This window comes from Saccharopolyspora sp. MMCC62 (assembly GCF_057736575.1).
In genome coordinates, this window is the sequence record NZ_JBYKCM010000008.1 from 21,265 (window position 1) to 41,347 (window position 20,083).

Sequence of the window (20,083 nt, forward strand, 5' to 3'; positions counted from 1 at the left end):
GCGGGCGCGCCCGGTCACTGCGCGACGCTGATCACCGCGTTGTTCTGCTGCACGGCGGGATGCGGTTGCGACCACGCGGCGAGACCGACGGTCGCCAGGACCATCATCACCGTTCCGACAACCGACACGATGGTGCGGCTGCTGATCTGCATGGTTCGCGCCCCGCTTTTCTGGGAGGAGTGGATCTGCTGCTGGTGTCGGCGCCGAGTCCGGGGAGACGCGCGGTTCGCCGGAGCGCCCGCCACCGGGTCGAGACCTGCTGGGGTGGTCCCGATTCGATGGGTGAGGTCGCCGCGAACTCGACTGCCACAGAGCTTGTCGCCGCACTCCCACAATACGTTACGTGGCCGAAATATTCCCTGGTGGCGTGCGTCTCGCTCACGTGGGGGACCGTGCTGCGGCGGCGGTCGCGGAGGGACGCCGAGCCGTTCTGGTTGGTCCCGGGTGGGACGGTCACTGGTCCCAGAAGCCCTGCTGGTCCAACTGCCGGACCAGGGTCTGCCCGTGGTGCGCCAGGTGGTCGTGCATCGCCAGCCGCGCCGCCTCCGGATCGCGGTTGTGCAGCGCGCGCAGGATCGCCCGGTGCTCGGAGCCGGTGGTCTCCGCGTGCTCCGAGGTGCTCGCCAGGAGTCTTCGCGGCACGTAGCGGGACGTCAGCTGCACGAACCAGGCGAGCTTCGCCGAATCGGCGATGTCGTAGATGGCGTGGTGGAACCGCAGGTCGAGCTCCGCGGCGTCGCCGATGCCGAACCGGCCGGCGTGCTCCAGCTCGGCCTGCACCTCCTCCAGGCCGGCGAGCTGGCCGACGCTGATCAGCGCCGCGGTGCGCGCCGCCAGCTCGCCCGCGATGGCGGCCTGCACGCGGCTGGTGTCCTCGATGTCCTTGCGGTTCAGCGGGAGCACGGTGAACCCGCGACGCGGCTCCAGCTCGACGAAGCCCTCGCCGCGCAACGCCAGCAGCGCCTCGCGCACGGGGGTGACGCTGACGCCGATCTCCTCGGCGAGCCGCTCCAGGTGCAGGTGTTCGCCCTTGCGCAGCCTGCCGGTCACTATCCGGTCGCGGATCCGGGAGGCCACCTCGTCGGAGAGCTGGGCGCGGGGTCGTCGGTGGGGCAGTCCTGCTCCGGGCATCGCTCTCTCGATCGTCGCCTGATTTCGATCGTCCCTGCTCGATCGTGCTGGGTGTGCGCCGCCGGTCGCGCGCGGCGTTGCTGCTGCGAACTTGATACCAGGCGGGCGGTACGACCGGATCGCTGCTCGTGGTCCGGCGGGTATCGTCGCAGGACGTGGCCGCCGATCCCGCTCGTCCGGTGCCCGATCCGGGGCACGCGATCACGCATTCGCTGGCGGCGGCCCGGCTCGGGGACGCCGAGGCGCTCGCCGGCCGGTTGATGGGCGCGATCTTCACCGACAATCCGGAGTGGACCGACTACCGTCCGGTGCCCCGTGAGGACCTCTACGACGGCTGCCGCCGCTACCTGCAACGGGTCCTGGAGATCCTCAGCGGCGCGGCGGGCGACCCGGACGGCGACGACGTGGCCGCGGAGATCGGCCGCCGCCGCGCCGAGCAGGGCGTGCCGCTGGAGGTCATGCTGCGCACCTTCCGGCTCGGCGGCCGCATCGTGTGGGAGGCGATCGTCGAGCAGGCGCACGCCGATCGCGCCGACCCGGACGTGGTGCTGGGGGCGGCGACGTCGATGTGGACGGTGATCGACGGACTGTCCTCCACGCTGTCCACCTCGTACCGCAACACCGAGCTGGAGCGGCTGCGGCGCGACGACCAGCGCAGGCACGCGCTGGTGGAGGACCTGCTCAGCGGTCGGGCCCGGGACTCCGCGTTCGCGCAGCGGACCGCGAAGGAGCTGGACCTGCCGACCGGCGGCCGCTACCTGGTGGTGGTCGCCGAGATGCGCGGCGACGGCAGCTTCGCGCTCAGCGGCCAGCACGACGCGTTGGGCGGGGTGCACATCCGATCGGTGTGGCAAGTGCGCGCGGACACACTGGTGGGCCTGGTGGCGCTGGAGCAGCGGGACCCGGCGGGCGCGTTGGACGTGCTGCGGCCGCTGGCGCGCGGCCGGGTCGCGGCCTCGCCGGAGGTGCGCGGGCTCGCCGAGGTGGGGCTGGCCCACCAGCTCGCGGTGACCGCGATGGGCACCGTCCCGCACGGGGCGGCGCAGCTGGTGTCGCTGGACCGGCACTACCCGGAGGCGCTGCTGGTGCAGTCCCCTGAACTGGCACGACGCCTGCTGGACTCGCAGCTGGGCCCGTTGCTGGAGCTGCCGGTGAAGGAGCGGGACATGTTGCTGGAGACGCTGACCGCGTGGCTGGAGGAGAACTGCTCGACCGCGAACGCGGCGCTGCGGCTGCACTGCCACCGCAACACGGTGCTCAACCGGCTGCACCGGATCAGCACCCTGATCGGGCGGTCGTTGCAGGGGCGCGCCGCGTACGTGTCGCTGTCGCTGGCGCTGTCGGCACTACACCTGCGCGACGGACTGCGCGACTGACCCGCGGAACGAATTTTTCGCGTTTTTCCGCTATCCGCGAGGGGCGCGGGTTTTCCAGGTCGTCGCGCGCTAGGATCTCACCGACCGTGAGATTCGATCACCAGAGGTGTTGGCCGAGGCTCGGATTGTGCGAAGTGCACAGCGACCGTCGTTGAAGTCTGGGCGGTCGCGCATAGCGCGGAAGTGGCAGCGCTCACGACACTCAGAGTGAGAATCACCCGATATTCACCCGGCTGCGAACCCGCCCGATGGCGCGGTGTCGTCAGGGCTGGTCCGGCTCGAAGGAGCACATCGAAGTGCAGGAATACGACCTCCTCGTAGTGGGCGGCGGCCCCGGCGGTTACGTCGCCGCGATCCGGGCCGCGCAGCGCGGTCTGAACGTGGCCGTGGTCGAGAAGGAACGGCCCGGTGGCGTCTGCCTGAACTGGGGCTGCATCCCGACCAAGGCGATGCTGCGTTCCGCCGAGGTCTACGAGACGGTGCTGCACGCCGCCGACTTCGGCATCCGCGCGGAGAACGTGGGCCTGGACTACGACGCCATCACCCGCCGCAAGGACGGCGTGGTGAAGGGCCTCACCGACGGCGTCGCCGGCCTGCTCAAGGCGAACGGCGTCACCGTCGTCAACGGCCACGCCAAGTTCACCGGCCCCACCACCGTCGACGTGTACGCGGTCGGCGAGTCGGTGCTCGGGGCGAACGGCCCGCGGTACGCCGCCGAGCCCGCGGGCGACGAGCCCGTCGACCGGATCAGCGCGCGCGACATCATCGTCGCGACCGGTTCGGTCCCGGTCCAGCTGCCGCTGCCCGGCGCGGAACTGCCCGGCGTGATCACCTCCGACGGCGCCTTCGGCCTCACCGAGGTGCCCGGCAAGCTCGCCGTCATCGGCGGCAGCGCGGTCGGCGCCGAGTGGGCGAGCCTGTTCAACGCCCTCGGCAGCGAGGTCACCATCATCGAGATGCAGCCGACGCTGGTGCCCGCCGAGGACGCCGAGATCGGCAAGGCGCTCGGCCGCTCCTTCTCCAAGCGCGGCGTGCAGGTGCTCACCGGCGCCACCGTCTCCAAGATCGAGGAGGGCGGGAAGGACGCCGCCCTCAAGGTCTCGGTGGACGGCGCGAAGGTCTCCGAGGTCGATGCGGACGTGGTGCTGGTCGGCGTGGGCCGCAAGCCCAACACCGCCGCCCTGGACCTGGCCGCCGCAGGCGTCGAGGTCGACGGCCGCGGGTTCGTGCAGGTCGACGACAAGCTGCGCACCAACGTCGAGCACGTCTACGCGATCGGCGACGTCACCGGCAAGGCGCTGCTCGCGCACGTCGCCTCGCACCAGGGCGTCGTGGCCGCCGAGACCATCGCGGGCCACCACGCCTCGATCGACTACAACGTCATCCCGGCGGCGACGTTCACCCACCCGGAGATCGCCAGCGTCGGGCTCACCGAGAAGCAGGCCACCGAGGCCGGTCACCAGGTGGTCGCCGCGAAGTTCCCGTTCGCCGCGCTGGGCCGCGCCCAGACCTTCGGCGACACCGAGGGCTTCATGAAGATCGTGGCGGGGGAGCAGTACGGCGAGGTCCTCGGCGTGCACGTGTTCGGCCCGTCCGCCAGCGACCTGATCACCGAAGGCGCGCTCGCGATCACCTTGGAGGCGACGCTCGACGAGCTCGCCGAGACGATCCACGCGCACCCGACGCTCGGCGAGATCGGCATGGAGGCGGCGATGACCGCCCTCGGCCTGCCGGTGCACACCGCCCCGCCGAAGAAGCGTTGATCCACCCGTTCCGCTCCTCGCACCGAAAGGGTTCCGTGATGGCTGAGACCGCGACCCGCACCAAGCCCGCCACCCGCGCGAAGACGACCCGCCGCAGCACGGCGAAGTCGGCCAAGTCCGGCGCGTTCTCCGGCGAGTCGGCCGAGCTGCTGCGCGGCTACTTCCAGCAGATGACGCTGATCCGCCGCTTCGAGGAGCGGGCTGCGCAGGGCTACACCCAGGCCAAGATCGGTGGCTACTGCCACCTGAACCTGGGTGAGGAGGCCACCGTCGTCGGCCTGATGTCGGCGCTGCGCAAGACGGACCTGCTGTTCACGAACTACCGCGAGCACGGTTACGCGCTGGCCAAGGGCATCGAGCCCGGCCGCGTGATGGCCGAGCTGTACGGCCGCACCACCGGCACCTCCAAGGGCTGGGGCGGCTCGATGCACATGTTCGACGTGGAGGCGGGGCTGCTCGGCGGCTACGGCATCGTCGGCGGCCAGATCCCGCTGGCGACCGGCGCGGCGATGGCGATCGACTACCGCGGTGGCGACCAGGTCGTGATGTGCCAGATGGGCGATGGCACCACCAACATCGGTGCGTTCCACGAGGCGCTGAACATCGCGGCGCTGTGGAACCTGCCGGTGGTGTTCGTGGTGGTGAACAACTTCCTGGGCATGGGCACCACGGTGGAGAAGTCCTCCGCGGAGTCGGAGCTGTACAAGCGCGCTTCGGCGTACCGGATGCACGGCGAGCGGGTGGACGGCAACGACGTGCTGGCGGTCCGCGACGCGGCGGCGCGCCTGGTGGAGCGGGCCCGCGAGTCGGGCGGCCCGGCGCTGCTGGAGGCGGTCAGCCACCGCCTCAAGGGCCACTCGGTGGTGGACCCGGCGAAGTACCGCAGCGAGGAGTCGGTGCAGGAGGCCCGCGAGCACGACCCGGTGGTGAACTTCCGGGCGCGGCTGGTCGAGGCCGGTGTGCTCGACGAGGACGGCGCGCAGGAGATCGAGCGGCTCGCGCAGGCCGACGCGGACGCGGCGGTGGCCTTCGCCGACGACAGCCCGCACCCCGAGGTCTCGACGCTGTTCGACTACACCTACGCCACCCCGGTCGCCAACGACTCCCGCCGGCTGCCCGCCGACCCGGTGTTCTGAGGCGACCCGCACCCCTTCCTTTCGAGTCGCCGCGCGGCGCTCGGCGGTGATCCCGCCGGGTGCCGCCGGTGGCATGTCTTCTGGAGAAACGACTCTTGGCCGTCATCACCTACCGCCAGGCGCTGCACGACACCCTGCGCGACGAGATGCACCGCGACGACGACGTGTTCCTCATCGGTGAGGAGATCGGCGTCTTCGAGGGCTCCTACAAGATCACCGCCGGGCTGCTGAAGGAGTTCGGCGAGAAGCGGGTGCGCGACACCCCGATCGCGGAGGAGGGCTTCGTCGGTGCCGCGGTGGGCGCCGCGATGCTGGGGCTGCGCCCGGTCGTGGAGCTCATGACGATCAACTTCTCGCTGGTGGCGCTGGACCAGATCGTCAACCACGCGGCGAAGATCTACGGCATGTTCGGCGGCCAGACCAGCGTGCCGATGGTGCTGCGCACGCCCGGTGGCGGCGGCCAGCAGCTCGGTGCGACGCACTCGCAGAACATCGAGCTGTACTACGCGTTCGTGCCGGGCCTGAAGGTCGTGGCGCCGAGCACGCCCGCGGACGCGAAGGCGCTGCTGCTGGCCTCGATCCGGGATGACGACCCGGTGCTGTTCCTGGAGAACCTGGCGCTCTACAACACCAAGGGCGAGGTCCCGGACCACGTGGAGCCCGCCGAGATCGGCAAGGCCGCGGTGACCCGCGAGGGCAGCGACATCACGATCATCGGCTACTCGCGGATGGCGGGCGTGGCGACCCAGGTCGCGGAGAAGCTGCACGACGAGGACGGCATCAACGCCGAGGTCGTGGACCTGCGCAGCCTGCGCCCGCTGGACCGGGAGACGATCGTGAACTCGGTGCGCAAGACCGGGTGCGCGGTGGTCGCCGAGGACGACTGGCTGACCTACGGGATCGGCGCGGAGATCGCCGCCTCCATCTCGGACGGCGCGTTCGACTACTTGGACGCCCCGGTGCGCCGCGTCGCGGCCGCGGAGGTGCCGCTGCCGTACGCGAAGCCGCTGGAGCGGGCCGCGCTGCCGTCCGCCGAGTCGCTCACGACGGCGGTGCGCGAGACTCTCGACGCCGTCGGCCGCCGCCGCTGAGCTCGACCTGGGTCGTGCGTTCGGGTCGGACCCCGGGAGCCACGACGAGCCGGTTCACCATGAATTCTTGAGAGTTCCCGAGGAATGTGCAGATGACTGAGATCCAGATGCCCCGCCTGTCCGACACCATGGAGGAAGGCGTCATCGCCGCCTGGCGCAAGAAGGTGGGCGATTCGATCGAGCGCGGCGAGGTCGTCGCGGACATCGAGACCGACAAGGCCATCATGGAGCTGGAGGCCTTCGACGCAGGCGTGCTGGAGAAGCTGCTGGTCGAGGAGGGGCAGACGGTTCCGATCGGCACGCCGATCGCCGTGGTCGGCGACGGTTCGGGTGCTGCGGCGGAGTCGGCAGGTGCTCCTGCTCCGGCCGCCGAGAAGCCGGCCGAGGCCGCTCCGGCCGCCGCTCCGGCGGAGGAACCCGCCGAGCCCGCCGCGCCGACGAACGGCAGCTCGGTCGCCGAGGGCTCCAAGCCGAAGGCGTCGCCGCTGGCGAAGGCCGTCGCGAAGGACCTCGGGGTGGATCTCGCCGCGGTGCGGGGTTCCGGTCCCGGTGGCCGGATCATCCGGTCCGACATCGAGGCCGCCGCCTCCTCGGCCCCGGCGGCCGCGCCGGCTCCGGCCGCGCCCGCCGCGGCTCCGGCTCCGGTCCAGCAGGTGGCGACGCCCGCGGACGCGGAGGAGGTGCCGCTGAGCAACATCCGCAAGGTCACCGCGAAGCGGCTCACCGAGAGCAAGCAGCAGGCCCCGCACTTCTACCTGACCAGCGCGATCGACGTGACCGAGCTGGTCGCGTTCCGCGCGACGCTCAACGAGCGGCTGCAGGCGGCGGGCGGCCCGAAGGTCAGCATCAACGACCTGGTGGTGAAGGCGGTCGCCACGGCGCTGCGCGCGAACCCGTCGGTGAACGTGTCCTTCGGCGGCGACAAGCTGATCAAGCACAAGCGGATCAACCTGGGCGTCGCGGTGGCCATCGAGGACGGCCTGATCGTGCCGGTCATCCCGGACGCGGACCGCAAGAGCGTCTCGGAGATCGCCACCGAGGGCCGGGAGAAGGCCGGGCGCGCCCGCGAGGGCAAGCTGAAGCTGGACGAGATGTCCGGTGGCACCTTCACCATCTCGAACCTGGGCATGTTCGGCATCGAGCAGTTCTCCGCGGTGATCAACCCGCCGGAGGCGGCGATCCTCGCGGTGGGTGCGGCGAAGGACGAGCTGCAGCTGCGCGACGGCGAGGTGGTGGCCCGCAAGATCCTGCGGGTGACGCTGTCCGCCGACCACCGCGCGATCGACGGTGCCGTGGGTGCCGCGTTCCTGCAGCAGTTCACCGCGCTGCTGGAGGACCCGCTGCGCATCATCGCCTGACGCGCGAACTCCGACGGCCCGCCCGCCCCGTGCTCCGGGGTGAGCGGGCCGTCGCTCGTTCCAGGTGAGTGGCCCACCAGCCCCGTCTCGTTGGTCGAATGGGCCACTCACCTGGTCACAGTTCTAGGTGAGTGGCCCATTGGCCTGGTGTGGTCGGTCGGGTGGGCCACTCACCTGGTCAGAGTTGCAGGGGCCAGTGGTGCGGGCCGGTGCTGATCCGGTGGGTGCCGTCGGGGTGGACGGTGAGCGTGCAGCGATCGGGGGTGGGACGGCCGGCGTCCCGCCACCAGGCGTGCGCGGCTTCGACCTCGTCCCAGAGCTCGCGCGGCCCGAGCTGCAGCACCGGCCACGGATGCTCGTCGCGGATCATGCCGACGCGCGCCCAGGATCCGGTGCGGCGGTCGTGCAGTTCCACGTCGCGGTGCCGCTCGTCGCGGTCCTCGACGGTGAGGTGGCAGTGCGGTACCCGGAGCCCGATGGTGAAGGCGGCGCGGGAGAACTCGACCACCTCGTACAACTCCGGACCGCGCAGCGCGGTGCTGCTGCGCCGCGCCGCGCGGAGTTCGTCCTCGTCCGGTTCGAGGTGGTGCCTGCGCTGTTGCCGCAGCCGCATGAACGAGAGCCGCGTGCCGCAGCGCCCGGTGGCCGAGCCGTCCGGCCGCACTTCCAGCCTGGTGAGCGCGTGTTCGCCGTAGTCGGTGCCCCACGGCAGCAGCACCAGTCCGCCGACGCGGGTCTGCTCGATCCAGGCGCGCGGAACGGTGCGCACCGAGGCCGTGGCGATGACCCGGTCGTACGGCGCACCGGGCGGGTGCCCGGCCGCGCCGTCGCCGGTGATCACGTCCACGTCGCGGCCGGTGGCGGCGAGCACGTCCCGGGCTCGGGCGGCGAGTCCCGGGTCGATCTCCACCGAGGTCACCTGGCCGTGCGGGCCCACCCGGTCGCGCAGCAGCGCGGCGTTCCACCCGGTGCCGGTGCCGATTTCCAGGACGCGCAGGCCCGGTCGCAGGTCCAGCGCGTCGAGCATCTCGGCGACGAGCGAGGGCTTGCTGCACGAGCTCGTCGGCGTCCGCGCGCCGCCGCCGGGTTCGCCGTCCTCGACCTGCGTCACGACCGGTTCGTCGGCGTCGACCAGTGCGTGCCAGCGCGCGGGTTCCCGTTCGCGGTGGATCGGGACGAAGCCGTCCGATTCGGGGTCGTCGTCCCACACGACCGGTGGGACGAACGCGTCGCGCGGGGCGGGGAACCGAGCCCTTGAGTCCACTGTGGACTACTTCTTGCTCTCGGTGTCCTCGTGCTTATTCCCGTCGTCGTCCGTTCCCCATGTCTCCCACTTGTCCGGTTGCGGCGTGCCCTGTCCGTCCCGGTCTGCGTCCCGTCGGCCCATCGCTTCGCCCTTCCTGCGTCGGAGGTGCGTCGCATTCCAGGGTGCCGGAGCCGTCAGGCGAGGTGGGAGGCGCTGCGGGGTGAACCGGCTAGCGAGATCGAGTGCGGTGAACTTCCTTGATCGACGGGTGGGGGAGTGCTACTCGGCTTCGGCGGCGAGGTGGTGCGTGATCAGCGGGGTCACCTCGATGTCGGCCCAGGGCCAGATCGGCAGGTCGGACAGGATGCCGTGCAGCTCCGCGGCGTCCGCGGCGACCCAGACGCCGACGTTGGCCCGCTTGCCGACCACCGTCCAGAAGTGCCGGATCACGCCGTCGGCGAGCAGTGCGCGGCCGCGTTCCTGCTCGCGCCGGATCACGTCCTCGCGTTCGGCGGCGGGCAGTTCGAAGACGCGGGCGACGTCGACCTGGACGAGGAATTCCACGGGTTCTCCTGTGCGCTGGTGGCCGGGCGGCGTGCCCGGCCGGGTGCCGTCACCATACATCGAAGTTCGACGAACTTCGAACTACTATGCTGGGACGCATGGCGCGCAACCCCGACCACCCGGACCTGCGGGACGTCCGGCTCGACCGGATCTTCGCCGCGCTCGGCGACCAGGCGCGGCTGCGGATCGTCGCGGTGCTCGCCGACCGCGCCGAGCACCAGCGGGAGGACTTCGCGGTGGAGGTCGGGCCCTCGACGCTCAGCCACCACATGAAGGTGCTGCGGGAGGCGGGCTTGGTGCGCTGCCGGTTCGAAGGCACCCGCTGCTTCGTGTCGCTGCGCGCCGACGTGCTGCAGCGCCACGACACCGCGCTCGACGGCGTGCTGCGCTCGCTGGTGCAGGAATCGGCCTGAGCGTCCCGATCCGCGTACGCTCGATCTTCGAGCAGGTGAATCGAGGAGGGGTGCCGAGGTGGGTGTCGTGTCCGTCGCCGGGCGGTGGGTCAACAAGGTCGTCGCGCCGGTGGTCCTGCGGTGCGGGAAGTGGCCCGAGGCCGGCCGCACGAGCATGGCGGTCGTGTCCTACGCGGGCCGCAAATCCGGCCGGGAGTTCACGCTCGTCGTCGCGGTCCGCCGCACCGAGTCCGGTGCCACCATCGCCGTCGAGCTGCCCGACCAGAAGCGCTGGTGGCGCAACTTCCTGCAGCCCGGCCCGCTCACCATCGACATCGGCGGCGACCGCCGCACCGGCCGCGCCCACGCCGTCCGCGACGACAGCGGCAAGGTCCAGGTCCACGTCGACCTCGACTGAGCGGTAGCCCCGGCCGGTCGACCCGGCCGGGGCTCGTGCCTCAGCCCGCGAAGCGCCCGTCCTTGAGCGCGCTGATGAAGGTGGACCACTGCTCGGAGGACGCGGTCAAAGTGGCGCCGTCCCTGTCCTTCGAATCGCGGATTCCAGCGCGTCCGGCCAGTCCGCCGACCTCGACGCAATTGGTCTGCCCGCCGCTGTAGCTCGACTTCCGCCACAGGCCGCTGTTTCCGGTGCTCACGCGTCCGCCCTCTCCTGCCGCAACTTCTCGATGAACTTCGCCGATTCTTCGTGAGTCAGGGCGTGTTCGTGAAGTAGGGGGACGGCATTTCGGTACTGGGCCACTGCCTTGCCGTCGGTCAGCGTCGACGACGACCCGTAGTGCTCCAGGTGGACCACCGGCTTGGCCTCGGAGAATTCGATCAGCAGCCACGATCCGCAGAGGAGCGGCGCCAGGGCGAGGTCGAGCGGTAGGACGTGCAACGACACGTTCTTCAACTCGGCGGAGCGGGACAGCTGGTGGAGCTGGTCGGACATCGTCCGGCTCGGGCACGGCGGGAATCGGAGTGCGGCCTCCCCGACGAATGCGACCAGCTTCTTCGCCGGCCTGCCCGTGGTGAGCACGTGCTGCCTGCCCACGCGGATTTGTGCGCTCTGCTCGGCTTCGCCGCGGGACGCGCCGAAGGCGGTGAGGATGTGGCGCGCGTAGTCGTAGGTCTGCAACAGGCCGGGGATCATCAGCGGCTCGACGTTGGTGATCTCCGACGCGGTGCGTTCGTATTCCGTCAGCATGGCGAGCTGCTTGTCCGTGCCGGGTGCGACCCAGTTCGGATCGGCCGCGTCGCGGGCGAGCTCCAGGAGTCGTTCCCGTTCGGAGCCGTGGACTCCGAGGACGGCGAGCACCGTCGCGGTGTCGGTCTCGGACGGCGTGAGCTTTCCGGTCTCCCATCGGGACACGTGCGAGTTGCTGCGTCCGATCAGGTCGGCGAGCTCTCGGGTGTTGATGCCTTTCCGGTTCCGCGCCACTCGAAGCTCGGCGCCGAGTGCTCGCGCTCGTGGTGTGTCCGCACTGCTCGCCATGCGGCACATCGTAGGTGGTCACGCGGGGCTTGATCTGATCACCCGAAAGTGGATCTTGCGCGGATTATGATGTGCATTGATAGTTGGTGCATGCACCAAGATGACTGTTCGCCACCTCCGCGTCGTGGCGGGGATCAAGGGGGTTCGAAGTTGGATCAGCAGCGATCGATCGGTTCCGCCACCTCGTTCCCGGCGCGGGTCCGGTACCGGGCCGGAGCGGCGGGGGAGGCGCGGCGTGTCGTGCACATCGCGATGTCCACAGTGGAGGGTGACTGGTCGGCGCTCTGCGGGGTGCGGTTGCCCGCCGCGGACGCCGAGCGGATCTCCGACCTGCTCGGGATGCCGTGCATGGCCTGCACCCGGGTGCTCGCGGCCCGGTCCCAGGTGACGATCGGCGCCGACCCGCCGGTCGTGCTCGAAGCGGGGTAGCCCCGCTCGGCCGAAGGCCCGGTTCGCCGCCGCGTCCGCCGCGAGGCGGTGGACCGAGTCCCGCCGGGCCGCTCCCGCTTCCCCGACCGCGAGCGCCCGGCGGGGCACCCGCATCCGCGTCCACGACCTCCCCCAGGTGGGCGCGGATGTTCCCGGGCGGTGCCGTGCCCTGAGCCGCCCGGCCGCGCCTTCCCCCGCGACAGCCTGGCGAACCGCGGGGGAAGGCGTGCGGGGAAGGGGCGTTGGTCCCGTTCTGACCTGCTATTCCGGTGTCCTTCGGCTGCTGCGTTCACCCTGCTCGCCCGCCAGCATGGGGACGGGTGAGACCGGGGGAGGACGCCATGACGGGACTGCGGGAGACCGCTGCCTGGCCCGCGCTGCGGGTCGACGAATGGACGGACACGCGCGACACGCTGCACCTGTGGACGCAGGTCGTCGGCAAGGTGCGGCTCGCGCTGGCGCCGATGGTCAACCACTGGTGGCAGTCCGCGCTGTACGTCTCCGCGCGCGGCCTCACCACCTCGGCCGTGCCGCACGGCGGAGCGCTGTTCGACGCCGAGTTCGACTTCTGCGCGCAGGTGCTGCGGATCCGCACCGCCGAGGACGAACGGCTCGTCCCGCTCGAACCGAAGTCGGTGGCCGCGTTCCACGGCGAGGTGATGGGGGCGCTCGACGAACTCGGGCTGCCCACCACCATCCACGCGGCGCCGAACGAGGTGCGGCGGGCCATCCCGTTCCAGCGGGACACCGAGCACGCCGCGTACGACCCGGCCAGCGCGCACCTGTGGTGGCGCCAGCTGGTCGCCGCGCACCGCGTGTTCCAGGAGTTCCGCGCCGAGTTCCTCGGCAAGGCCAGCCCGGTGCACTACTTCTGGGGCGCGATGGACCTCGCCGTCACCCGGTTCTCCGGCAGGCCCGCACCCCCGCACCCCGGCGGGGCGCCGAACTGCCCGGACGAGGTGATGGTGGAGGGCTACTCGCGCGAGCTCAGCAGCTGCGGGTTCTGGCCAGGGGGCGACGGCGAGGGGCTGTTCTACTCCTACGCCTACCCGGAACCGGCCGGGTTCCCGGGCCATCCGGTCCCGCCCGACGCGGCGGGCTACCGAGCCGATCTCGGCGAGTTCGTGCTCGACTACGCCGACGTGCGGACCGCATCCGATCCGGACGGCACCTTGCTGGCCTTCCTGCGCGGCAGCTACGCGGCCGCCGCCCGCGCGGGCGACTGGGACCGCCCGCTCTTGGAAGCGCCACCCCGCGCCCGCCAGGGTTGAACGGCCGGGCCGTCCCCCGGAGGGTCAGCCGGGGAGGGTGCGTTCGATGGCGGTGAGGACGAGGTCCAGGCCGTACTCGAACTCCGCCTCGTGATCGCAGACCGCGAGGTGCGGGGCGATCGCGGTCAGCGACGGCAGCGCCGCGGCCTCCAGGGTCCGCCGGCGCCGCCCGCCCGCCGCCGGATCGGTGCCGAACGACGGCGACGCCTCGACCTCGCGCATCAGGGTGCCGACCAGGAAGCCGAGCGCGGCGCGCAACGCGTGCACCGCCTGCTCCGGCGGGCAGCCCGCGTCCAGCAGCGGCGCGACGGCCGCCGCCAGCGGAGCCAGCCCGGCCGAGGAACCGATCTGCCGGGTCAGCACCGTCGGCGCGGCCTTCGGGTGCGCCAGCATCGCGGCGCGGAAGCCGCGCGCCACGCCCTCCATCCGCTCCCGCGGGGTCCCGTCGGCGGGCGGCGCGGGGATGCCGGCGAGCAGCGCCTCCGCGATGCCGTCCAGCACGTCGTCCTTGTCGGCGACGTGGTTGTAGAGGCTCATCGGGTCGACGCGCAGCCGCTGGGCGATCTTGCGCATGCTGATCTGGTCGAGGCCCTCCTCGTCGACGAGGGCCAGCGCCGCCTCGATGACGCGATCGCGGGACAGCGTCGCGCTGCCGCGGGGCGGTCTGCCGCGGCGACCCTTCGGTGCGGGCGTGGTCACGGGCTCAGTGTGCCCCACCCTTGTCGAGATCTACAGCGTAGGTATAAAGTCGCCGCCGAAAGCCTACGGCGTAGGTAAACGATCCGAGGAGGGATGATGTCGACGCTCGACGTCATCAACAAGCTGCCCGCCGCCTTCGACCGCGAAGCCGCCGACGGGATCGAAGGCACCATCCAGCTCAACATCTCGACCCCCGTGCACGTGACCGTCGCCGGCGGCGAACTCCGCGTCACCGAAGGCACCGCCGACGACCCGGACGCCACGCTCACCAGCTCCGACGACGACCTGCTGGCGATCCTGCGCGGCGAAGCCGACGGCGTCGCCTCCTTCCTCGCCGGCAAGCTCCAGGTCGAAGGGGACCTGCAGCTCGCCAAGGAATTCCCCGGCCTCCTCGACCCGGCCGCGCTCGCATGAGCCGGCTGTTCGGCGACATCGCGCAGAACGGCTACGTCGTGCGCGACCTCGACACCGCCATCGCGAACTGGGTCGAGGTGCTGGAGGTCGGGCCGTGGTTCTACTTCGAAGACCTGCGCTTCGAGAACTTCCACTACCGCGGCGAACCGTCCGAAGCGCGCGTCGATCTCGCCCTCGCCAACTCCGGCGACCTGCAGATCGAGCTGATCCAGCCCGCCGACGACTCCCCGTCCATGTACCGGGATTTCCTCGCCGCCGGGAACGAAGGCCTCCAGCACGTCTGCTACTGGACCACCGAGTACCAGCAGCTCTACGACACCGCCCTCGCCCGCGGCTACACGGTCGGGCAGGAAGGCGCGGTCGGCGGGGCCCAAGGCCGCTTCGCCTACCTGGAAACCGGATTCCACCCCGGCACCGTCGTCGAGATCTCCGACGTCAGCGGACCCAAGCGGTCGGTCTTCGACTTCATCCGCAAGACCGCCGCCGAGTGGGACGGCAGCAAGCCGATCCGCCGGATGTGAACCACCCGGCGCTCCCCGAGCGCCGAGGGCCCGCCGCTCGGACGCGCACGGGTGCACCCGCGCCGCACCCGTCGCGTCCGAGCGGGCACGGGCCCCGCCCCGACCAGGAGGACACCATGAGCATCCCGCTGCCCGGCGACGACGAACTCTCCGACAAGAACCGCAGGCTGCTGCGCGGACTCCCGGACGCCAACATCTTCCGGATGGTCGCCAACGCCCCGAACAGCCTCAAGCCGTTCCTGGACCTGGCGGGCTCGCTGCTCATGCAGTCGGAGTTCGACAAGCGCGCCAGGGAGATCGCCATCCTGCGCATCGCGACCATCACCGGAGCGCACTACGAGTGGGCGCAGCACGTCCGCATCGCCAAGCTGGTCGGCGTCACCGACGACGAGATCGAGCGCGTCGGGGTCGACGGGCCGGTCAGCGGGTTCGACGCGAGCACCCGGCTGGTCATCGACGCCGCCGAGGACCTCACCCGCAACGTCCGCCTGGACGACCGGCTGCTCGAAGCGCTGCTCGCCGAGCACGGCACGCGGCGCACCACCGAGTTCATCCTGTGCTGCAGCTACTTCAACATGGTCAGCAGGTTCCTGGAATCCACCCGGGTCCCCCTGGAGGACGCCCCGCTGATCTGAGCACCGGCGCCCCCGTCCGCCGGGTCGTCGAACGGGGGCGCCGCGACCTCACGCCTTCGCCAGCGCCTCGTCGATCTTCGGCACCAGGTTGTCCAAGGTGAACGGGATGCTCGACACCGTCGCCGAACCCAGCGACATCGTCAGGTCGTAGTCGTCGAGCACCACCAGCGCGCCGCGCTTGGCCGCGGGCAGGTTGTTCAGCAGCGGGTCCGCGCGCACCGCCGCCACGTCCGTCGGCTTCGCCGTGGTGACGATGACGACGTCGGCGTCCAGCAGCGACACCTGCTCCTTGCTGACCTTCACGTTGAACTTGCCGCCGCTGTCCATGCCCTCGATGGACGGGGCGAGCTTCAAGCCCAGCTGCTCCAGCAGCGCGGTCCGCGCGTCCTGCTTGGTGTAGGCCGCGTAGTTGCCCGCCGAATCGGTGCGCACCGTGACGTGCGTGCGGCCCTCGAACTTCGGGTTGTCCTTCCGGACCTGCTCGATGCGGGCCTGGGTGTCGGCGATCAACCGGTTCGCCGCCTCCTCCTCGCCCAGCGCGCGGCCGATCGTCTCGGCCTGCAGGCGCCAGTCCACGCCGTAGTCGATGGTGCCCGGTGGCTGCGCCACCACCGGCTTGAACGCGTTCAACCGGTTGAACTGGTCCTGCGTCAACGCGCTCTGCACGCCGAGGATCACATCCGGCATCAGCGCGATCACCGCCTCGACGTCCACGTCGCTGCCCAGCTGCTTCGGCTTCGCCTGCCCCAGCATCGGCTCCACCCACGGGCCGACGCCCGACTCCCACGGGCCCCACGCGGTGAGGCCGACCGGCACCACGCCCAGCGGCAGCAGCACGTCGTGGTCGGTGATGCCCAGCGACACGACCTTGCCGGGAGCCGCGGGGATCTCGGCGGTGCCGAACTTGTTCGGGATCCGCACCGGGAAACCGGGACCCGCCGCCTGACCCGACGGGGCGGGCGAACCACCCGCGCAGGCCGCCAGGCCCACCGCGAGCAGACCGGTCGCACCGGCCAGGAAACCGCGCCTGCCGAAGGACTCGGTCCGCGGGTGTGTTCGGTCAGCAGAGGTCATCGCGCATCCTTCATCCGGATCAGCCAAGCGAGGCTAACCTAACAAAGCTGCGAGCGGCTGTGGTGTGACTTCGGACGACCGCCCCCGCGAGACCCGTCACCCGGCGATCACTCCGAACCGACCAGCTCCCGGCGCAACCGGGCCGTCCGCCGCGACGGCTGCACGCTGTCCAGCTCCGCGTTCACCGTCCCGCCGAGCAGCACCGCGAACGCCGTGACGTACAGCCACAGCAGCACGCCCATCGGCGCCGCCAGCGCACCGTAGACGGGGGAGTGCTCGATCGTCACGTCCAGGTAGATCCGCAGCGCCAGACTGCCCCCGAGCCACACCAGCAGCGCCAGCGCCGCCCCCGGCAGGTGCTCCAGCCACGGCGCCCGCAACGGCAGCGACAACGAGTACAACGTGCACAGCGACGCGATCGACCCGATCACGATCACCGGCCAGTACAGCGCGTACACCACCACCGACGCCTGCGGGAACCAGTCCGCGATCACCGACGGGCCCACCGCCAGCAGCGGCAGCAGCACGATCCCGCCGAACAGCGCCACCGTGTACAGCAGCACCGACATCAGCCGCTGGCGCACCACGTTCCGCTGCCCGGCCAGGCCGTACACCACCGAGATCGTGTCGATGAAGACGTTCAGCGCCGCCGAACCCGACCACAGCGCCAGCACGAAACCGATCGAGATCACCCCGGCCCGGCCCGAGCTGAGCACCTCGTCCAGCACCGGCTGCAGCAGCTCGTCGATGGCCTGCTGGGACAGCACCGTCGACGCCCCGGACACCAGCGCGTCCCGGACCGCGGTGATCGTCTCCACGCCGAGCACGCCCGCCAGGTAGCCGAGCGTGCCGACCAGGCCCAGCAGCACCGGCGGCATCGAGATCAGCGTGAAGAACGCCGCCTCTCCGGCCAGTCCGGTCAGCCGGTGCCGGGCGCTGGCGCCGATGGTCTTCTTCGTGAGCCGCCACAGGCCGCGCAGCTGCCGGTTGCGCGGCTGCCCGTGCCAGATCCGGTCCACGAGCGTTCGCTGCGGTGTCAGCACGATCCCGTTCCCCTTTCCGGCGCCGCGTTCGAGAACGCGGGTCGCGCACCCTGGGACAGGTCCACCGCGGTCCGCGTTACGCGATAGTGGGTCAGATCACGAAAACGCGGTCGTGATCCGGGCGCCGACGGTGAAACCGGGCCCGATACCGTGCTGCGAGATCCACTTCCCCTGGAGCGGCATGAAGAACCTCATCGCCGGAGCCCGCGCGCTGGGCACCGGATTCGGCCTGATCGTGCGGTCCCCGCGGCTGCTGGTGATCGGCGCGATCCCCGCGCTGCTGAGCGCGGTGCTGCTGCTGGGATCGCTCGGCGCGCTGCTGTACTTCAGCGGGGACCTGGTGACCGCGCTGACCCCGTTCGCCGACGGCTGGACCGACTGGCTGCGCCAGGCGTTCCGGGTGCTGGTGGGGGTGGCGCTGGTCGGCGCGGCCGCGCTGCTCGGCTCGGTGTCGTTCATCGCGCTCACGCTGCTGATCGGCGGGCCGTTCTACGAGCACATCGCCGAGCAGGCCGAACAGCACCTCGGGCTCGACACCGGCGACGACGGCGCCGGATTCGCCCGGCAGCTCGGCCGCGGCGTGCGGGACTCGGTGAAGCTGGTGCTGGTGGCGCTGGTCGGCGCGGTCCTGCTGTTCGCGCTGGGCTTCGTGCCGGTGCTCGGGCAGACGGTGGTGCCGGTGCTCGCCGCCCTGTTCGGCGCCTGGGTGGTGGCGCTGGAGATGGTCGGCCTCGTGTTCGCGCGCCGCGGCCTGACCGTGCGGGACCGGCACCGCTCGCTGGCGGCGAACAAGGCGAGCACGCTCGGGTTCGGGCTGCCGACCTACCTGCTGTGCCTGATCCCCGTGCTGCAGCTGGTGATCATCCCGGCCGCCGTCGTGGGCGGCACGCTGCTCGCGCACCGGCAGCTCGACGGCACCGAGCGCACCGGGACGCCGTCCCGGCCACCTACAGTGCGGGAATGACGCAACCCACCACTCCCGACGACTCGTACCTGAAGTCCGTCGCCGCGGCGACCGAGCGGGCCGTGGCCACCGCGGCACCGCTGCGCTCCGAGCACGACGGCGCGCCCGCCGCGGTGCGCGACCGGGCCGAGCGGTGGCTCGACGAGCACGCCGCGGACCTGCTGGGACTCAGCCACGACCTGCACGAGCACCCGGAGGAGGGCTTCGCCGAGCACCGCTCGGTCGCCGCCGTCGCCGACCTGCTGCGCGCGCGGGGCTTCGACGCGCAGGTCGGGGTGGGCGAGCTGCCGACCGCGCTGCTGGCGAGCACCGGCGGCGGCGGGCCGCACGTGGCCGTGCTCGCCGAGTACGACGCGCTGCCCGGGGTGGGGCACGCCTGCGGTCACAACATCATCTGCTCCGCGGGCGTCGGCGGGTTCCTCGGCGCCGCCGCGGTGCTGGACGAGGTCGGCGGCAGGCTCAGCCTCGTCGGCACGCCCGCCGAGGAAGGCGGCGGCGGCAAGGAGATCCTGGCCCGCGCCGGGATCTTCGACGACGTGGACGCGGTGGTGATGCTGCACCCGTTCTCGCACGACGTGGCCACCCACCCGTTCCTCGGCCGCCGCCAGGTCGACGTCATCTTCCACGGCATCGCCGCGCACGCCTCGGCGCAACCGTTCATGGGCCGCAACGCCCTCGACGCCGTGGTGGCGACCTACCAGGGCGTGGCGGCGCTGCGCCAGCACATGCCCTCCGGCGACCGGGTGCACGGCATCATCACCGACGGCGGGCAGCGGCCCAACGTGGTGCCGGAGCGCGCCGCCGCCCAGTTCTACGTGCGCTCCGCCGACCCGGACTCGCTGCGCGACCTCGCCGACCGCATCGACCGGATCGCGCACGGCGCCGCCGAGATGACCGGCTGCGGCGTGGAACTCGTCTGGGACCGGCAGTACCCCTACCTGCCGATCCGGCACAACGACGCGCTCGCCGCCCGCTGGGCCGAGCACCAGGCCCGGCGCGGCCGCACCTCGCTGCCGCGCGGCGTGGTGCCCGAGTACCTCACCGGTTCCACCGACCTCGGCAACCTCAGCTACCGGATGCCCGCCATGCACCCGATGATCGGGCTCGACGACGCCGGGCTGTCGCTGCACACCGCCGGATTCGCCACCGCCGCCCGGTCCGGGGCGGGCGACCGGGCCGTGCTGGACGGTGCCACCGGACTCGCGCTCACCGCCCTCGACTACCTCGCCGACGAGCGGCTGCGCGCCGCCGTGCACGCCGAGTTCGAGCAGGCCGGCGGGGCGCTGGACGTGCCCGCCTTCTTCGACTGACCGGCTCCTGCTGCTCGGTGGTCGGGTGGCGGAACCTCAGCGGTTCCCTCGCTGCGGGATCGATTTCCGATGTATCGGTCCATGCACGGCGAAATCGCCGTCCTCGCGAGGGAACCGCTGAGAACCCGCGGGTGGTCGTTCTGCGCGCGTGGTCGGCGGCTCAGCGGCTTC

At 71.5% G+C, this 20,083-nt stretch carries 23 protein-coding genes; 14 read left to right on the forward strand and 9 right to left on the reverse strand.

The window, feature by feature from the left end:
- Nucleotides 1-14 precede the first annotated feature (14 nt).
- On the reverse strand, nt 15-152 hold the full coding sequence (locus AC29IT_RS19005; protein ID WP_358437869.1) for a hypothetical protein: 138 nt from the start codon (nt 150-152) through the stop codon (nt 15-17).
- 301 nt (nt 153-453) lie between these two features.
- A complete protein-coding gene (locus AC29IT_RS19010) occupies nt 454-1,131 on the reverse strand; it encodes a GntR family transcriptional regulator (protein ID WP_358437867.1) in 678 nt (225 codons plus the stop codon).
- Between the two features lie 155 nt (nt 1,132-1,286).
- Here AC29IT_RS19010 and AC29IT_RS19015 point away from each other — a divergent pair, with 155 nt between their 5' ends.
- The 5 genes from AC29IT_RS19015 (at nt 1,287) to AC29IT_RS19035 (ending at nt 7,855) form a co-directional block, all read left to right on the forward strand.
- The gene (locus tag AC29IT_RS19015) at nt 1,287-2,507 is read left to right on the forward strand and encodes a PucR family transcriptional regulator (protein WP_488219650.1); all 1,221 of its coding nucleotides are present in this window, start codon (nt 1,287-1,289) and stop codon (nt 2,505-2,507) included.
- A gap of 296 nt (nt 2,508-2,803) precedes the next feature.
- Nucleotides 2,804-4,270, forward strand: a complete 1,467-nt coding sequence (lpdA, locus tag AC29IT_RS19020; RefSeq protein WP_488219651.1) for a dihydrolipoyl dehydrogenase — start codon at nt 2,804-2,806, stop codon at nt 4,268-4,270.
- A 38-nt stretch (nt 4,271-4,308) separates the two neighbouring features.
- Nucleotides 4,309-5,406, forward strand: a complete 1,098-nt coding sequence (pdhA, locus tag AC29IT_RS19025; protein ID WP_358437859.1) for a pyruvate dehydrogenase (acetyl-transferring) E1 component subunit alpha — start codon at nt 4,309-4,311, stop codon at nt 5,404-5,406.
- Nucleotides 5,407-5,501: 95 nt separating this feature from the next.
- Nucleotides 5,502-6,497, forward strand: coding sequence for an alpha-ketoacid dehydrogenase subunit beta (locus tag AC29IT_RS19030; protein WP_358437856.1), 996 nt, complete (start codon nt 5,502-5,504; stop codon nt 6,495-6,497).
- Between the two features lie 92 nt (nt 6,498-6,589).
- Entirely contained in the window at nt 6,590-7,855 is a 1,266-nt protein-coding gene (locus AC29IT_RS19035) for a dihydrolipoamide acetyltransferase family protein (RefSeq protein ID WP_358437853.1), read from the forward strand.
- A gap of 178 nt (nt 7,856-8,033) precedes the next feature.
- On the opposite strand, the gene AC29IT_RS19040 is transcribed toward AC29IT_RS19035, so the two are convergent.
- Together AC29IT_RS19040 and AC29IT_RS19045 are read right to left on the reverse strand one after the other, a co-directional pair.
- Nucleotides 8,034-9,119: a methyltransferase domain-containing protein gene (locus tag AC29IT_RS19040; protein ID WP_358437851.1), complete on the reverse strand. Its 1,086-nt coding sequence runs from the start codon at nt 9,117-9,119 to the stop codon at nt 8,034-8,036.
- 261 nt (nt 9,120-9,380) lie between these two features.
- Nucleotides 9,381-9,665, reverse strand: coding sequence for a muconolactone Delta-isomerase family protein (locus AC29IT_RS19045; RefSeq protein WP_358437849.1), 285 nt, complete (start codon nt 9,663-9,665; stop codon nt 9,381-9,383).
- Nucleotides 9,666-9,763: 98 nt separating this feature from the next.
- Here AC29IT_RS19045 and AC29IT_RS19050 point away from each other — a divergent pair, with 98 nt between their 5' ends.
- Both AC29IT_RS19050 and AC29IT_RS19055 read left to right on the forward strand, forming a co-directional pair.
- Nucleotides 9,764-10,078: an ArsR/SmtB family transcription factor gene (locus AC29IT_RS19050; protein WP_358437847.1), complete on the forward strand. Its 315-nt coding sequence runs from the start codon at nt 9,764-9,766 to the stop codon at nt 10,076-10,078.
- 58 nt (nt 10,079-10,136) lie between these two features.
- Nucleotides 10,137-10,475: a hypothetical protein gene (locus tag AC29IT_RS19055; RefSeq protein ID WP_488219652.1), complete on the forward strand. Its 339-nt coding sequence runs from the start codon at nt 10,137-10,139 to the stop codon at nt 10,473-10,475.
- Nucleotides 10,476-10,515: 40 nt separating this feature from the next.
- Here AC29IT_RS19055 and AC29IT_RS19060 read toward each other — a convergent pair whose 3' ends face one another.
- Nucleotides 10,516-10,713, reverse strand: a complete 198-nt coding sequence (locus AC29IT_RS19060; protein WP_488219653.1) for a DUF397 domain-containing protein — start codon at nt 10,711-10,713, stop codon at nt 10,516-10,518.
- Nucleotides 10,710-11,561, reverse strand: coding sequence for a helix-turn-helix domain-containing protein (locus AC29IT_RS19065; RefSeq protein ID WP_488219654.1), 852 nt, complete (start codon nt 11,559-11,561; stop codon nt 10,710-10,712). The genes AC29IT_RS19060 and AC29IT_RS19065 overlap by 4 nt, the downstream gene beginning before the upstream one ends.
- Nucleotides 11,562-11,702: 141 nt before the next feature.
- On the opposite strand from AC29IT_RS19065, the gene AC29IT_RS19070 reads away from it, so the two are divergent.
- Together AC29IT_RS19070 and AC29IT_RS19075 are read left to right on the forward strand one after the other, a co-directional pair.
- The gene (locus AC29IT_RS19070; protein ID WP_488219655.1) at nt 11,703-11,981 is read left to right on the forward strand and encodes a hypothetical protein; all 279 of its coding nucleotides are present in this window, start codon (nt 11,703-11,705) and stop codon (nt 11,979-11,981) included.
- A gap of 341 nt (nt 11,982-12,322) precedes the next feature.
- Entirely contained in the window at nt 12,323-13,252 is a 930-nt protein-coding gene (locus AC29IT_RS19075) for a DUF5996 family protein (RefSeq protein ID WP_488219656.1), read from the forward strand.
- Between the two features lie 24 nt (nt 13,253-13,276).
- Here the strand turns inward: AC29IT_RS19075 and AC29IT_RS19080 are convergent, their stop codons facing one another.
- Nucleotides 13,277-13,951, reverse strand: coding sequence for a TetR/AcrR family transcriptional regulator C-terminal domain-containing protein (locus tag AC29IT_RS19080; RefSeq protein WP_488219657.1), 675 nt, complete (start codon nt 13,949-13,951; stop codon nt 13,277-13,279).
- Nucleotides 13,952-14,047: 96 nt separating this feature from the next.
- On the opposite strand from AC29IT_RS19080, the gene AC29IT_RS19085 reads away from it, so the two are divergent.
- The 3 genes from AC29IT_RS19085 to AC29IT_RS19095 all read left to right on the forward strand — a co-directional run bounded on the left by AC29IT_RS19085 (nt 14,048) and on the right by AC29IT_RS19095 (nt 15,521).
- Nucleotides 14,048-14,365 (forward strand): SCP2 sterol-binding domain-containing protein, encoded by a 318-nt coding sequence (locus AC29IT_RS19085; protein WP_488219658.1) that lies wholly within the window; start codon nt 14,048-14,050, stop codon nt 14,363-14,365.
- Nucleotides 14,362-14,886, forward strand: coding sequence for a VOC family protein (locus AC29IT_RS19090; protein ID WP_488219659.1), 525 nt, complete (start codon nt 14,362-14,364; stop codon nt 14,884-14,886). Before AC29IT_RS19085 ends, AC29IT_RS19090 begins: the two co-directional genes overlap by 4 nt.
- A gap of 116 nt (nt 14,887-15,002) precedes the next feature.
- Nucleotides 15,003-15,521, forward strand: a complete 519-nt coding sequence (locus tag AC29IT_RS19095; RefSeq protein WP_358437822.1) for a carboxymuconolactone decarboxylase family protein — start codon at nt 15,003-15,005, stop codon at nt 15,519-15,521.
- 48 nt (nt 15,522-15,569) lie between these two features.
- On the opposite strand, the gene AC29IT_RS19100 is transcribed toward AC29IT_RS19095, so the two are convergent.
- Both AC29IT_RS19100 and AC29IT_RS19105 read right to left on the reverse strand, forming a co-directional pair.
- Nucleotides 15,570-16,595 carry an iron-siderophore ABC transporter substrate-binding protein gene (locus AC29IT_RS19100; RefSeq protein WP_358437820.1) on the reverse strand — a complete coding sequence of 342 codons (1,026 nt, stop codon included), beginning with the start codon at nt 16,593-16,595 and terminating at the stop codon, nt 15,570-15,572.
- A 107-nt stretch (nt 16,596-16,702) separates the two neighbouring features.
- The gene (locus tag AC29IT_RS19105; protein WP_358437817.1) at nt 16,703-17,638 is read right to left on the reverse strand and encodes a YihY/virulence factor BrkB family protein; all 936 of its coding nucleotides are present in this window, start codon (nt 17,636-17,638) and stop codon (nt 16,703-16,705) included.
- 181 nt (nt 17,639-17,819) lie between these two features.
- On the opposite strand from AC29IT_RS19105, the gene AC29IT_RS19110 reads away from it, so the two are divergent.
- Nucleotides 17,820-18,602, forward strand: a complete 783-nt coding sequence (locus tag AC29IT_RS19110) for an EI24 domain-containing protein (protein WP_488219660.1) — start codon at nt 17,820-17,822, stop codon at nt 18,600-18,602.
- Entirely contained in the window at nt 18,599-19,912 is a 1,314-nt protein-coding gene (locus tag AC29IT_RS19115; protein WP_358437811.1) for a M20 family metallopeptidase, read from the forward strand. The genes AC29IT_RS19110 and AC29IT_RS19115 overlap by 4 nt, the downstream gene beginning before the upstream one ends.
- The last annotated feature ends 171 nt before the right edge of the window (nt 19,913-20,083 follow it).

Excerpts from the sequence above, each read along its gene's own strand:
- AC29IT_RS19090 (WP_488219659.1), top strand. The coding sequence starts at position 14,362 with ATGAGCCGGCTGTTCGGCGACATCGCGCAGAACGGCTACGTCGTGCGC.
- AC29IT_RS19010 (WP_358437867.1), bottom strand. The coding sequence starts at position 1,131 with ATGCCCGGAGCAGGACTGCCCCACCGACGACCCCGCGCCCAGCTCTCC.
- pdhA (WP_358437859.1), top strand. The coding sequence starts at position 4,309 with ATGGCTGAGACCGCGACCCGCACCAAGCCCGCCACCCGCGCGAAGACG.
- AC29IT_RS19100 (WP_358437820.1), bottom strand. The coding sequence starts at position 16,595 with ATGACCTCTGCTGACCGAACACACCCGCGGACCGAGTCCTTCGGCAGG.
- AC29IT_RS19075 (WP_488219656.1), top strand. The coding sequence starts at position 12,323 with ATGACGGGACTGCGGGAGACCGCTGCCTGGCCCGCGCTGCGGGTCGAC.
- AC29IT_RS19085 (WP_488219658.1), top strand. The coding sequence starts at position 14,048 with ATGTCGACGCTCGACGTCATCAACAAGCTGCCCGCCGCCTTCGACCGC.
- AC29IT_RS19115 (WP_358437811.1), top strand. The coding sequence starts at position 18,599 with ATGACGCAACCCACCACTCCCGACGACTCGTACCTGAAGTCCGTCGCC.
- AC29IT_RS19050 (WP_358437847.1), top strand. The coding sequence starts at position 9,764 with ATGGCGCGCAACCCCGACCACCCGGACCTGCGGGACGTCCGGCTCGAC.
- AC29IT_RS19005 (WP_358437869.1), bottom strand. The coding sequence starts at position 152 with ATGCAGATCAGCAGCCGCACCATCGTGTCGGTTGTCGGAACGGTGATG.
- AC29IT_RS19095 (WP_358437822.1), top strand. The coding sequence starts at position 15,003 with ATGAGCATCCCGCTGCCCGGCGACGACGAACTCTCCGACAAGAACCGC.
- AC29IT_RS19035 (WP_358437853.1), top strand. The coding sequence starts at position 6,590 with ATGACTGAGATCCAGATGCCCCGCCTGTCCGACACCATGGAGGAAGGC.
- AC29IT_RS19065 (WP_488219654.1), bottom strand. The coding sequence starts at position 11,561 with ATGTGCCGCATGGCGAGCAGTGCGGACACACCACGAGCGCGAGCACTC.
- AC29IT_RS19110 (WP_488219660.1), top strand. The coding sequence starts at position 17,820 with ATGAAGAACCTCATCGCCGGAGCCCGCGCGCTGGGCACCGGATTCGGC.